This window comes from Microbacterium sp. ZW3a (assembly GCF_057167165.1).
Map to the genome: position 1 here is coordinate 349,660 of NZ_CM169903.1, position 13,468 is coordinate 363,127.

A 13,468-nucleotide genomic window follows, 5' to 3' on the forward strand; every position below is an offset into this window, starting at 1 on the left:
TCCGGAGAGGCGTGCGGGTCGAGGATGCCGGCGGGGCGGCGTCCGGGCGTCAGGCGGCCAGGCGAAGACCTCGGCGGTCGGTCGCGACGGCTTCGCCGTCGTTGATGATCTCGTCGTCGCCGATGAGGGAGCCGATCGCGACTCGCGCGTTCGACCCCACCTGGGTGCGAACGCCGATGTGCGCTCCGGCGCCAATGACCGCTCCGGCGCAGATGTGCGCGTGCGGCTCGATGCGGGCTTCCGGGCCGATCACGGCATCCGATTCGATCCAGACGCCACGGCCGACACGAACACCCGCGGCGATCTGTACGCCGGGTTCGACGTACGCGCCGTTCTCGACCAGAGCCGACGGGTGGACCTTCGCGCCGTGCGCGACGAGCCCCCGACCATTGACGTGCTTGCGGTAACGCAGCGTCTCGCCGTGGTCGTTTTCGATGTCGATGTAGTTCTTTCCCACGATCCCCTCCGATCAGCCCTCGGGCAGGCCGACTTGTGTGACAACCGATGCGGGTGCGATCTCATTCCCGTGCATGGTTATTCGGTGCGGGTGCTCCAGTGGATTCCCACCGGACCTCGGAATTTCTCTGAGGCGCCCATTTTGTCTCCCACCGTTTTCGCACGCCTACCCGAACGGGGACGCCGGGTTGACACGGGCCCTCCGGAGGGTCTCATTCCGGCTGGCAGGTCGGGCACCAGAACACGTTGCGCTCGCTCGTGGCCGAAGCCCCCAGCGACGTGCCGCGGATGGGCGTGCCGCACCGGCGGCACGGGGCGCCCTCGCGGCCGTAGACCCACATGCGGCGTCCGGGTCTGCTGTCGCCCGTGAACGTGCGCTCGGGGCGGGGGAGGTTCGCCCGGATCATGCGGGCCCCGAGGTCGATCGTGGCCCGCGCGTCGATCTCGGTCGCCGGGCGCGTCGGGGCGATTCCGCGGACGAACAACAGCTCGTTCGCGTAGACATTGCCGAACCCGGCGACGTTGCGCTGATCCAGCAGAGCCACGTGCGCCGGACGCGGGTCGGCACCGACCCGGCGGACCGCCTCGGCTTCGTCCCAGTCGGGTCCGAGGAGATCGGGGCCCAGATGGCCGACCACACGGTTCTCGTCGGACGTGGGCAGGACTTCCACCATGGCGAGGTCGAAACCGACCGTGTCGGCCCCCGCGACACCGACGATGGCGCGAGCCTTGAACGCCGGGCGCCGCCAACGCTCGCCGGGGCGGTACACGTCCCACCGGCCCTCCATCTTCAGGTGCGAGTGGAGCGTGTACTCCCCGATGCGCTCGAGCAGGTGCTTGCCGCGCGCGACCACCTCTCGGACGGTCTCGCCGCGCAGATCCGCGGTGGCGCTCCCGGGAACGCGGATGTCGAAGCGCGTCACCTCTCGACCGGTGAGCGCCGCGGAGAGTTTGGCGGCGGCGCGGTGGACGGTATCGCCCTCAGGCACGGGCGGCCTCCTGCCGTGTGCGTCGGACGGCGCGCGGCGTGCGCGGGGTGGGATCAGGCACGGGCGGCCTCGCGCAGGGTGTCTCCGGCGGTGACCCGGCGCAGGGTGAGACCGCGCGGCGACTCGACGAAACCGGCCTCGCGCAGCGCCCGGCCCACCGCGGTGCCGTAGACGAACTCGCCGTTGACCTGCTCGATGGTGAGGGTGTCGAGCCGGCGGCGGCGGGCCGTGTCGGCGAGGTCGCGGGCGGCAGCCTGGAGCCGTGCCTCATCGTCGGTGAACGCCAGGGCGCTGCGTCCTCCGCGCTCGAGGTAGAGCGTCAGCTCCCCGTCGACGAGCACCACGAGCCCGCCCGCCTTGCGCCCGGGGCGGTGCGAGACGCCCTCGAGTGCCGGCCAGCCGAGCGCGGCGCCGTAGGGGTTGGCAGGGTCGGTCGCCGCGAGCGTCACGGCGCGGAGCGGCGGCGGGTCGGACAGTGCGGCGAACTCGCGCAGACGGTCGACCGTGGCCGACGCCGCGAACTGGGCCGCGCCGAGCTTCTCGATCACGTACCCGCGCCGGCAGTGCCCGGCCTCTTCGAATCCCGCGAGGATGCGATAGACCTGCGCGAAGCCGCCCGGAACGCCCTCGGACTGCACGGCCCCGCGCGTGACGACGCCGTAGCGGTCGAGCAGCAGGCTCGCCGTGGCGGTCGCGCGGGCGGCGGCATCGGGCTCTCGTTCGGGGAGCACAGACCAGCGCCCGCCGAGCGACGGCGGCCGGGGAGCCGCGGTCGGCCGGGGGATCGCCGCGCCGCGATACATGCGAGCCCGAGGCGCGCGACGGGCGACGCGGTGCGCCTGCCCGCCGCCGCCGACGAGAGTGCGCACGGGCGCGAAGGTGTCGTTGGTCACCCGCCCGGCCCACGTCAGCGCCCACAGCGCGTCGTTGACGGACTGCTCGTTCGCGGCCCCCGCCAGCTGGGCCAGCTGGGCCGAGAAGTAGGCCCCTCCGCCGGCGAGAGCGGCGAGGATCCGCGCCTCGAGCGAGTCGGGAGCCGGATCGTCGGGGTCATCGGGATCTTGCAGGGTGAAGGGCGCGGCCTCGGCGGGGTGCAGGGCGATCCAGCCGTCGCGCCCAGGGAGCGTGCCGTGGCCCGACCAGACGACCTCGCCCGTCGCGGTGAGCTCGTCGAGGAACGCGGGGGAGTAGTCGGCCACGCGCGAGGGCAGGATGAGCGACTCCCACGCGCTCGCCGGAATGGGGACCCCGGCGAGCTGCTCGATGACGGCGAGCACCCCGTCGATGCCCTCGAGCGGGCGGCCCAGGTGCTGCCACACGGGGAGGAAGCGCGCGTAGGCGGCCGGCGGCACGGGTTCGACGCTGCCCCGGATCGCCGCGAGCGAGCGCATGCGCAGCCGTCGCAGCACCTCGGTGTCGCACCATTCGGTGTCGTCACCGCGCCCGCCGGCGGTCTCGGGCAGGAAGAAGCCGCTGGAGAGCCGCCCCTGCGACTCCAGGCGCTGCAGCGTGAGGCGCGCGACGGCGACGCCCACGCCCAGGCGCGCGGCCACCGCATCGGTGGGGAAGGGGCCGTGCGTGCGGGCGTAGCGCGCGACCAGATCGCCCAGCGGATCGGCGACCGGTTCGAGGAACGCGTTCGGGATGCCGACGGGCAAGGCCGACCCGAGCGCGTCGCGGAGCCGCCCCGCGTCTTCGATCCCGGCCACGCGCGAGACCCCCGCGATCGTGACCGGGATGGCACGCCGACCGTCGATGAGGGCGTGCAGGTGCCGTGTCGCTTCGCCGACGGCATCCGTCTCGGTATCGAGGCGAAGGGCGACCTCGTCTGCATCGAGCGGGCCGAGGATGCGCAGCAGATCGGCCACTCCCTCGACGCCGCGTGCTCGGCGTTCGGGATCGAGGCGCTGAGCCTCGCGCTCGAACTGCGCGATGACGTCGGGGTCGAGGAGCTCGCGCATCTCGACCTTGCCGAGCAGTTCGCTCAGCAGCGCCGGGTCGACGGAGAGAGCCGCGGCCCGGCGCTCGGCCAGCGGGGAGTCGCCCTCGTACATGAACGCGCCGACATAGCCGAAGAGCAGATCACGCGCGTAGGGGGAGGGCTGGCTGGTCGTGGTCTCGACGAGCCGGATGCGACGCTCGCCGATCTGCCGGGCCACGCGCAGCAGCGCCGGGAGGTCGTAGACGTCTTGTAGCACCTCGCGGAGCGTCTCGAGGATGATCGGGAACGACGGATGCCGCCGCGCGACCTCGAGCAGCTGGGCCGACCGCTGGCGCTGTTGCCAGAGCGGTGAGCGGCGGTTGGGGTTCAGGCGCGGCAGGAGCAGGGCGCGCGCCGCGCACTCGCGGAAGCGGGAGGCGAACAGCGCCGACCCCCCGACCTCATCGGTGACGATCTGCTCGAGCTCGTCGGGTTCGAAGACGAAGAGATCGGCTCCGGGCGGTTCGGCCGCGGCATCGGGAACACGCGCGATGATCCCGTCATCGCTCGCGACGGCGGCGCCCTCGACGCCGAGACGCTCGCGGATGCGGGCGTTGACGGCCAGGGCCCACGGCGCATGCACCTGCATGCCGTAGGGGGAGTGCAGGATGATGCGCCAGTCGCCGACCTCATCGCGGCTGCGCTCGACGGTGAGGGTGCGGTCGGTGGGGAGGGTTCCGGTGGCCTCGCGCTGCTCGGCGAGGTAGGCCAGCAGATTGGTGATGGCGTTGTCGTCGAGCCCCGATTCGCGCAGGCGCTCCTCGGCCGTGCCGCGGTCGGCGCCGGCGAGGTCGCGCGAGAACTTGCCCAGGGCCTCACCGAGTTCGGCGGGGCGACCGATGCCGTCGCCGTGCCAGAACGGGAGCTTTCCGGGCTGTCCGAACGCCGGCAGCACGTTCACGCGGTCGTGCGTGATCTCGACGATGCGCCAGCTCGTGGTGCCGAGGGTGAAGACGTCGTTGACCCGCGACTCGTAGACCATCTCTTCGTCGAGCTCGCCCACGCGGGCGTTCTGCGACTCACCCGCGACGAAGACGCCGAAGAGCCCGCGGTCGGGGATGGTGCCGCCGCTGGTCACGGCGACGCGCTGCGCGCCGGGGCGACCCGTGAGCGTGCCCGCGTCGCGGTCCCACACCAGGCGGGGGCGCAACTCGGCGAACTCGTCGGAGGGGTAACGCCCGGCGAGCAGATCGAGGGTCGCCTCGTACGCCGAGCGCGGGAGCGACCGGAAGGGGGCGCTGCGCTTGACCGTCTCGAACCACTCCTCGACGTCGATGGAGCCGAGCGCCGAGGCCGCCACGGTCTGCTGCGCGAGGATGTCGAGCGGATTCTGCGGCACGGCGATCGCCTCGATGCGTCCGGAGAGCATGCGCTCGGTGACGACGGCGGTGTGGAGCACGTCGCTGCGGTGCTTCGGGAACAGCGCCGCGCGGCTCACCTCGCCCACCTGGTGGCCGGCGCGTCCGACGCGCTGGAGACCGGATGCCGCGCTCGGCGGGGCCTCGACCTGGATGACGAGATCGACCGAGCCCATGTCGATGCCGAGCTCGAGGCTGCTCGTGGCCACGACGCAGCGAAGAGTGCCCGACTTCAGCTCGTCTTCGACCTGTGCCCGTTGCTCTTTCGAGACCGAGCCGTGGTGGGCCTTGGCGAGGATCGCGGCCACTCCCGCGGAGGAGCCCGCCTGGGCCATCATGGCGGCCGGAACCGTGGGCTCGGGCACGTCGATGCCCTGCCGCTCGGCGTAGATCTCGTTGAGACGCCCGGTGAGCCGCTCGGCGAGGCGCCGAGAGTTGGCGAACACGATCGTCGACCGTCGCTCGAGGATGCGGTCGACGATCGCCTCTTCGACGTGCGGCCAGACCGATCCCGCCATCTCGGTACTCGGGGGGCGCTCCGAGAACCACTCGCCGTCGCCGGCCTCGTCGGGGTCGGGGGAGCCGGGCGGGGGCGGCGGGTTGAGCATGTCGTCGACGGGGACGACCACCGAGAGATCGAACGCCTTGGTCGCCTTCGGGGCGACGATGTCGACGGGCTGCGCACCGCCGAGGAAGCGGGCGACCTCGTCGATCGGGCGCACCGTCGCCGAGAGGCCGATGCGTTGGGCGGGGGCGTCGAGCAGCGCGTCGAGGCGTTCGAGGCTGACCGCGAGGTGTGCGCCGCGCTTGGTGGCGGCGACCGCGTGCACCTCGTCGATGATCACGGTGTGCACGCCGCGCAGCGTCTCGGCCGCCTGGCTCGTGAGCATGAGGTACAGCGACTCGGGCGTGGTGATGAGAATGTCGGGCGGGTCGGTCACGAGCTTGCGACGATCGCTCGACGACGTATCGCCCGAGCGCACCCCGACGGTGACAGCCGGAACCTCGATACCGAGGCGCCGAGCGGACTGCCCGATGCCGACGAGGGGGGAGCGGAGGTTCCGCTCGACGTCGACGCCCAGCGCCTTCAACGGCGAGATGTAGAGGATGCGGGTGCGCGCGGTGTTCGCGGGCTTCTTCGCGGCGCTCCGGCCGCGGCGCGGGGGCGTGGCATCCGGCACCTCGGGCGCCTTCTCGCGGAAGACTCGATCGATGGCGAAGAGGAAGGCCGAGAGCGTCTTTCCGGAGCCCGTGGGCGCCACCACGAGCGCGTTGCGACCGGATGCCACGGACTCCCACGCGCCCTTCTGCGCGGTGGTGGGTGCCGAGAACGCACCCCGGAACCAGTCCTGCGTCGCAGGACCGAATCTGTCGAGCACGTCGGCCATGCCGACATCTTCTCCCGGACCTCCGACATTGCGGCGGGCTTGACGTTCGCTGGGCGCGGAACGGCCGGGACGGCGTGGTCAGGCGGGGGATCCGCCGGAAGCGAGGCGGGCGTCGAGGAACGCCCGCACGTCGTGCAGCTCGTCTTCGGAGAGGGAGTGGGTGAGGCCCGGGTAGACCCGGCCGGTCAACTCGCTGTGCGCGGGCAGCCACTGCGCGGTCATGTCGACCAGGTGCGGCGGGATGACGTCATCGTGCGAGCCTCGCCCCCAGAACACCGGCGGTCGCCGTTCGGCGAGCACGGCGTCGCCGGCGAGCTCTCCACCGGCCGCGTACCCGGCCAGCACGACGGCGAAGGACACTGCCTCGGGAGCCACGCGCAACGTCTGGACCGCGACCGCCCCGCCCTGGGAGAAGCCCAGCAGCCCGACCGGGCGGTCGCCCAGTGTGTCGGCAATCCAGGCGAGCAGAGCCTCGGCGGCGAGCGTGACGGCGGCGGGGTCGCGTCCGTTCAGCCCCTCGATCGGGTACCACGAGGCGCCGGGCGCCGGCCAGGGCGGGGTGAGCGGCGCCCGCAGGCTCGCCACCGCGAAGACGTCGGGAAGGTAGGGGACGAGGCCGAACAGATCGTGTTCGTCGGCCCCGTAGCCGTGCAGCAGCAACAGGACGGGCCGGTCGCCGATTTCGGCGAGCGGTACCGACCAGCGGACGACGGCGGAGTCGAGGCGCAGGCGTGCGGTCATGCCGCCCATTGTGGCAAAGGCCTCCGACACGGCGCGGACCTCCGCCGCTCGCCCCTCCCGCGGTCACGCGTCGGCGCCCCCACCCCGGGATCCGCCCGCCGTCGCGCGATACCCGGGGTCCCGGCATCCGGCCCGGGCATGGGCATCCGCGCGGTCGGTTGATATACAGGGAGCATGCCCGTCCGCACACCCGACCCCGATCCCGGCGACAACGGCGAAGAGCGCGAGCCGCTCTCGACGCCTTTCTCGGGCGCTCCCGCGAACCCGAACTCCAATCCGGGGTGGTTGAGCGAGGTCGAGCTCGCCGAGGCGCGGCGACGCCTGCCGATGATCTACGTCGAGGCGCTTCCCGTGCGCACCGACGGCATGGGTGCGGTGACCCAGGTCGGCATCCTGCTCCGGGCGACGCCGCTCGGTGAGATGACGCGAACGCTCGTTTCCGGGCGCGTGCGCTACGGCGAGACGGTGCGCGACGCGCTCTTCCGCCACGTCGAGAACGACCTCGGGCCGATGGCCTTCCCCCTGCTGCCGCCGCAGCCGGCCCCGTTCACCGTGGCCGAGTACTTCCCGCTGCCCGGCGTCAGCGCCTTCCACGACGACCGGCAGCACGCCGTGTCGCTCGCGTTCGTCGTGCCCGTCACCGGAACCTGCGAACCCCGCCAGGACGCGCTCGAAGTCACCTGGCTCTCGCCGGAGGAAGCGGCATCCGATGCCCTCTCCGCCGAGATGGAGGGCGGCCGCGGAACGCTCGTGCGGCTCGGGCTCGCCTCGCTGGGCGCGCTGCGCTGAGCACCGCACGACCCCGGATGCCGATGGCCACCTCTCTCATCGACCTCGCGATCGCGCTGCCCGTCGTCCTCGCGCTCGCCGCTTTCATCGCGATACTCCTGCGACGCGCCTTCGGGCCGGCGCGTTCGCTCAGCATGCCGACGATGACGGTGATCGGCGTGCTGGGGGTGAGTGTCGGCCTGCTGCTGTCGGCGTGGGTGGGCGGTGCGGCGCGTCTGTGGGTGCCCACGACCATCCTGTTCTCCCTGGGGGCGAGCATCGGGCTCTCGGCGATCGTGGCCGCCGTCGTCGCGGCCGCGCGGCGCGACGGTGGTGACATCGACGTGCCCGGTCTCCTGCGCGCCGGGGAGTCGGACCGCGTGGAGTTCAAAGAAACCGCCCGCTGGAACGTGCGCGAGAACCGCAAGGACCCGCGCATGGAGATCGCGATCGCCAAGTCGGTCGCGGCGTTCTTGAACTCGCGCGGCGGGACCCTCGTGATCGGCGCCGACGACGCCGGTACGGCGGTGGGCATCGATCGCGATCTGGCGACGCTGCGCACCCCCGATCACGACCGGTTCGAGCTGTGGATGCGCGACATGCTGTCCAAGGCCCTCGGGCGGACCGCGGCCGCGCAACCGCGCATCGTCTTCGCCGAGGGCGTGTGCGTCATCGTGTGCCGCCCCGCGGGTCGGCCGGTCTACCTCACCCAGCCCAAAGATGGCGGAACCGTCACCGATCTGTGGGTGCGGGTGGGCAACTCCAGTCGCGCGCTGGGCGTCGACGAGGCCGTCGACTACGTCGGTCGGCACTGGCGACCGACGCTGTCGACCGTGGTGCTGGGCCGCCCCTCGGCGCGCTGACCGTTCGCGCGGCCTTCGGAAACCCGGATGCCGCAGGGTCGGGCGTGGGGCGGCGTCTCAGCGCGTGGTCTCGCGCGCGATGGCGGCGACGAAGGCGTCGATGTCGGACTCGGTCGTGTCGAACGAGCACATCCAACGCACTTCACGGCGCATCTCATCCCAGTCGTAGAAGCGGAAGCTCTCGCGGAGGCGATCGGCCACGCCCGCGGGGAGGGTCGCGAACACGCCGTTGGCCTGGGTCGGCTGGGTGAATTCGACGCCCTGGATCGAGCCGTCGGCCAGGCCCGCCTCGACTCCCGCACGCAGCCGCTGCGCCATGGCGTTGGAGTGACGGGCGTTGCGCAGCCACAGGTCGTTCTCGAGCAGGGCGACCAGCTGCGCCGAGACGAAGCGCATCTTGCTCGAGAGCTGCATGTCGAGCTTGCGCAGGTAGGTCAGACCGGTGGATGCCGCGGGGTCGAGCACCACGATCGCCTCGCCGATCATCGCGCCGTTCTTCGTGCCGCCGAAGCTGAGCACGTCGACGCCGGCGTCGCGGGTGAAGGCGCGCAGCGGCACGTCCAGCGCCGCGGCCGCATTGGAGATGCGCGCGCCGTCCATGTGCAGGCGCATGCCGTGTCCGTGGGCGTGGTCGGCGAGCGCCCGGATCTCGTCGACCGAGTACAGGGTGCCGAGCTCGGTCGACTGCGTGATCGAGACCACCAGCGGCTGCGCCCGGTGCTCGTCGCCCCAGCCCCAGGCCTCGCGGTCCACCAGCTCGGGGGTGAGCTTGCCGTCGTCGGTGGGGACGGTGAGCAGCTTGATGCCGCCGACCCGCTCGGGAGCACCGCCCTCGTCGACGTTGATGTGAGCGGTGGATGCCGAGATCACCGCGCCCCAGCGAGGGAGCATCGACTGCAGGCCGACGACGTTCGCTCCCGTGCCGTTGAACACCGGATAGGCCTCGACCCCCTCGCCGAGGAGGCCCGTGAACAGCTCCTGGAGGCGGGCGGTGTAGACGTCTTCGCCGTAGGCGACCTGGTGTCCTTCGTTGGCGGCGGTGATGGCCGCGAGGACCTCGGGGTGGATGCCGGAGTAGTTGTCGGAGGCGAAGCCGCGGACGGCGGCGTCATGCAGGGGGGTCACCGCTCCAGCGTAGCCACCGGCACCCGCTCTGGCCGATGTCGGAGGGGAGGGCTAGCGTGTGCCGCATGACCGAGATGCCTCCCCGTGCCGCTGTGGACGTCGTGCCGGCCGGCGGGCGGCGGGCGTTCCTCGGCATCCTCGTCAACACCGCCGTGGCCAACGTCACCACGAGCTACCTCTGGTTCGCCCTCACGTTCTGGGTCTACCTCGAGACTCAATCGGTGCTGGCCACCGGCATCATCGGCGGCGCCTACATGCTGCTCCTCGCGGTGTTCGCCATGCTCTTCGGCACGATCGTCGACCGGCACCGCAAGCACCGGGTCATGGTGTTCTCGGGGACCGTCACCCTGGCGGCCTTCCTGCTGGCCGGGGCGCTCTGGCTCCTCTTCCCCGAAAGCGCCCTGCTCGATCTGGGCGGCCCCTGGTTCTGGGTGTTCGGGGGAGTGGTGCTGGCCGGTGCCGTGGTCGAGAACATGCGCAACATCGCGCTGTCCACCACCGTAACTCTGCTCATTCCCGAAGACCGCCGGCCCAACGCCAACGGGCTCGTCGGTACCGTGCAGGGCTTGTCGTTCGTGGTCACGAGTGTCTTCAGCGGGCTGTCGGTCGGCATCCTCGGCATGGGGTGGACCCTCGCGATCGCGGTCGCCCTGACCGCTCTCGCCCTCGTACACCTGCTCACGATCCGCATCCCCGAGGACCGTCCGGCGGCGGCGACCGAGCATCTCCCCGCCGTCGATGTGCGGGGAGCGCTTCGCGCCGTGCGCGCGGCACCGGGCCTGTTCGCGCTGCTGATCTTCTCGACGTTCAACAACCTCATCGGCGGGGTCTACCTCGCCCTCATGGATCCCTACGGGCTCCAATTGTTCCCCGTCGAGATCTGGGGCGTCGTTCTGGGCGTCACCGCCACCGGGTTCATCATCGGCGGCGGTCTCGTGGCGAAGTTCGGCCTCGGGCGCAATCCCATCCGCACGATGCTCCTCGTCGTGATCGCGATGGGGGTTCTCGGGGCCGCGTTCACCCTGCGCGACTGGTGGTGGCTCTACGTCGCGGGGATCTGGGTCTACATGGCGCTGATCCCGGTGGTCGAGGCTGCCGAGCAGACCGTCATTCAGAAGGTCGTGCCGCTCGAGACGCAGGGGCGCGTCTTCGGCTTCGCCGCCGCGTTCGAGTCCGCCTCGGCACCGATCACCGCGTTCTTGATCGCCCCGATCGCCGAGTTCGTCATCATCCCCTACATGGACGGCGCGGCCGGGCGCGAGCAGTGGGGATGGCTGCTGGGCGACGGGATCGGCCGCGGGATCGCGTTGGTGTTCCTCGTCGCGGGGCTCGCGATGGTCGTGGCTGGCGGGGCGGCGTTCCTGACCCGCTCGTATCGCACGCTCTCGACGCAGTACTCCGTGTCGACCGTGAATGCCGAGGTCGACGCCGGGGAAGAAGCCGACCACCATTCGAACGCCGACCCGCTCGACCCGCTCGCCGCGCGTTGGGGTGTGGCATCCCTGAACGCCGACACTCATCCGCACGTCGCCGATGTCCGCGCAGACGCGACGGACGATGCCGGCGTCGCGGCGGTCGCGACGGATCCGGGTAGTGCGAGCGACTCGAACGCCGACCCGCGCTAGCCGGCCGGGGGAGTGAGCGTGAGGGTACGGTCGTTGACCGCGCCTGCGTCGTCCTCCCAGAGGCCGACGAACGCGGCCGCGAGCTCCGCCTCGAGCCCTGCCAGCGCCCTGACCCGGAAGACGGTGGCCGCCGACGTCAGCGGACGCCCGGCGTCGCGGGCGTCCGTGGCGAAGCCCTGGGCGACGGCCCGCACCCATGCCTCACTCGCCGCCTTCACGGCGGCGTAGTTCGCCCCGCCCGCTCGCGGCCGATCCACGGCGGTCGATGACACGATCGCGAGGCGCCCGGCCCCCGAGGCCCGCAAGTCGGCGTCGAAGGTGCGCGAGACGTTCCGCAGCGCCGTGAACGAGCGCGACAGGAACGCGAAGTCGGCGTCCGTCTGACCCGCGAGGCCGCCGCCCCCGCGCCAGCCCCCGACGAGGTGCAGGATGCCATCGACCCGGCCCCACGCGGCGTGCACATGCTCGCGCAGCGCGTCCACGGCATCCGGGTCTGTCAGATCGCAGCGCTCGGTCGCGACCGCGGGGATCTCGTCCCGGACATCGTCGAGGCGTCCGTCATTCGAGCCCACCACGATGACGCGGGCTCCGGCGTCGGCAAGGGCGCGCGCCGCGGTGCGCCCCGCGGTGCTCGTTCCCCCCGCCAGCAGCACCAGCCGGTCCCGTGCTCCGGTGTCTCGGGTCATGGTCTCTCCTCCGGGGTCGCCCCGTGTCTTCCCGCCTGATCGGGGCCGGACCGGGATGTCGGACCGCGGCCCCTAGTCCCGGCCCCTGATGCCCTCGGTCGAGGCGATCACCGGCCGCATCTTCTTCTCGAGCGCCTCGAAGAACATCGACAGCGGGAACTCGTCGTCGAGCACGGCGTCGGTGTACCCCTTCGGGAGTCCCGCGAGCACGTCGTCGGACAGCCCACGGGCCCACACCGACGCGGGGTGCGGCGTCACGACCGAGCGTACGAGGTCGTAGGCGGCCAGCCAGTGCGCGGTCTTCGGTCGGTCGATCGAGCGCCAGTAGAGCTCGTCGATCGCGTCGGCGAGGGCGACCACCGCGCCGGGCACCTCGTCCCAGTCGAACGTGAGCGACGTGTCGGTCCAGTGCAGCACGCGGCGCTGGTGCAGCCACGCGAACAGCAGCTGCCCGCCGAGACCGTCGTAGTTGCGCACGCGCGAGCCGGTGATCGCGAACCGGAAGATGCGGTCGAAGATCACCGCGTACTGCACGAGCTCGGCGTGCTCGAGCATCGCCCGCTCGGTGTCGTCGAGGTCGTCGCGCGCGGCGAGGCGCTCCTGCAGCGACACGCACTCGCGGAACGCGGTGAGGTCGCACCGCAGCTCCTCGAGCGAGTAGAGGAAGTACGGCATCCGCTGCTTGATCATGAACGGATCGAACGGCAGGTCACCGCGCATGTGGGTGCGGTCGTGGATGAGATCCCACATCACGAACGTGCGCTCGGCGAGGTCTTGGTCGTCGAGCAGTCGCGCGGCGTTCTCGGGCAGCTCGAGCTTGGTGATCTCGGCGGCGGCGCGGGTGACGCGGCGGTAGCGGGCGGCCTCGCGGTCCTGGAAGATCGCGCCCCACGTGAAGGTGGGGATCTCGCGCATCGCGACCGTCTCGGGGAAGAGCACCGCGGAGTTGGTGTCGTACCCCGGCGTGAAGTCGACCAGGCGGAGCGACACGAACAGGCCGTTGGTGTACTCGGTCTCCAGCCGCGCGATGAACTCGGGCCAGATGACCTCGACGAGCACGGCCTCGACGTGCCGGTCGCGCGAGCCGTTCTGCGTGTACATCGGGAACACGACGAGGTGACGGATGCCGTCGACCCGGTGCTGCTGCGGCTGGAACGCCATAAGCGAGTCGAGGAAGTCGGGCACGCCGAGGCCGGCGTCCTTCCACCGGAGGAAGTCGCCGACCGCGGTGCGCAGATACTCCGCGTCGTGGGGGAACAGGGGCGCGAGGGCATCGATGGACTCGACGATGACGTCGACGAGCTCGCCCGCGCGGCGGTGGTCGGCGGCATCGAGAATGGCGCCGTCGGAACCCTGCAGCGCCTGCAGTTCGGTGGCGGCGACCTTCAGTCGAGTCCAGGCGGGGGTGTGCTCGACCGTGTCGACCGTGTGTCCGGCGAGCTGGTCGTAGGGGGGACGCGCGGGGGTCATGAGCGTCATGCGGGCCTC

Annotated in this window: 10 protein-coding genes; 3 read left to right on the top strand and 7 right to left on the bottom strand. The window is 71.7% G+C overall.

Annotated features, from left to right (window positions below; genetic code table 11):
* Positions 1–49 precede the first annotated feature (49 nt).
* The 4 genes from ACU6WY_RS01695 to ACU6WY_RS01710 all read right to left on the bottom strand — a co-directional run bounded on the left by ACU6WY_RS01695 (position 50) and on the right by ACU6WY_RS01710 (position 6,913).
* Positions 50–457: a transferase gene (locus tag ACU6WY_RS01695; RefSeq protein WP_483820754.1), complete on the bottom strand. Its 408-nt coding sequence runs from the start codon at positions 455–457 to the stop codon at positions 50–52.
* Between the two features lie 211 nt (positions 458–668).
* Entirely contained in the window at positions 669–1,445 is a 777-nt protein-coding gene (locus ACU6WY_RS01700; protein WP_483820755.1) for a DNA-formamidopyrimidine glycosylase family protein, read from the bottom strand.
* A gap of 53 nt (positions 1,446–1,498) precedes the next feature.
* On the bottom strand, positions 1,499–6,172 hold the full coding sequence (locus tag ACU6WY_RS01705; protein ID WP_483820756.1) for an ATP-dependent helicase: 4,674 nt from the start codon (positions 6,170–6,172) through the stop codon (positions 1,499–1,501).
* 78 nt (positions 6,173–6,250) lie between these two features.
* Positions 6,251–6,913 (bottom strand): alpha/beta hydrolase, encoded by a 663-nt coding sequence (locus tag ACU6WY_RS01710; protein ID WP_483820757.1) that lies wholly within the window; start codon positions 6,911–6,913, stop codon positions 6,251–6,253.
* 174 nt (positions 6,914–7,087) lie between these two features.
* Between ACU6WY_RS01710 and ACU6WY_RS01715 the strand changes: the two genes are divergently transcribed.
* The gene (locus tag ACU6WY_RS01715) at positions 7,088–7,702 is read left to right on the top strand and encodes an NUDIX hydrolase family protein (RefSeq protein WP_483820758.1); all 615 of its coding nucleotides are present in this window, start codon (positions 7,088–7,090) and stop codon (positions 7,700–7,702) included.
* A gap of 23 nt (positions 7,703–7,725) precedes the next feature.
* The gene (locus ACU6WY_RS01720; RefSeq protein ID WP_483820759.1) at positions 7,726–8,544 is read left to right on the top strand and encodes an AlbA family DNA-binding domain-containing protein; all 819 of its coding nucleotides are present in this window, start codon (positions 7,726–7,728) and stop codon (positions 8,542–8,544) included.
* A 57-nt stretch (positions 8,545–8,601) separates the two neighbouring features.
* Here the strand turns inward: ACU6WY_RS01720 and ACU6WY_RS01725 are convergent, their stop codons facing one another.
* Entirely contained in the window at positions 8,602–9,669 is a 1,068-nt protein-coding gene (locus tag ACU6WY_RS01725; protein ID WP_483820760.1) for a threonine aldolase family protein, read from the bottom strand.
* A gap of 65 nt (positions 9,670–9,734) precedes the next feature.
* On the opposite strand from ACU6WY_RS01725, the gene ACU6WY_RS01730 reads away from it, so the two are divergent.
* A complete protein-coding gene (locus ACU6WY_RS01730) occupies positions 9,735–11,294 on the top strand; it encodes an MFS transporter (protein ID WP_483820761.1) in 1,560 nt (519 codons plus the stop codon).
* Here ACU6WY_RS01730 and ACU6WY_RS01735 read toward each other — a convergent pair.
* Entirely contained in the window at positions 11,291–11,980 is a 690-nt protein-coding gene (locus ACU6WY_RS01735; protein WP_483820762.1) for an SDR family NAD(P)-dependent oxidoreductase, read from the bottom strand. The genes ACU6WY_RS01730 and ACU6WY_RS01735 overlap by 4 nt on opposite strands.
* A gap of 72 nt (positions 11,981–12,052) precedes the next feature.
* Positions 12,053–13,450, bottom strand: coding sequence for a DUF6421 family protein (locus ACU6WY_RS01740; RefSeq protein ID WP_483821942.1), 1,398 nt, complete (start codon positions 13,448–13,450; stop codon positions 12,053–12,055).
* Between the last annotated feature and the right edge of the window lie 18 nt (positions 13,451–13,468).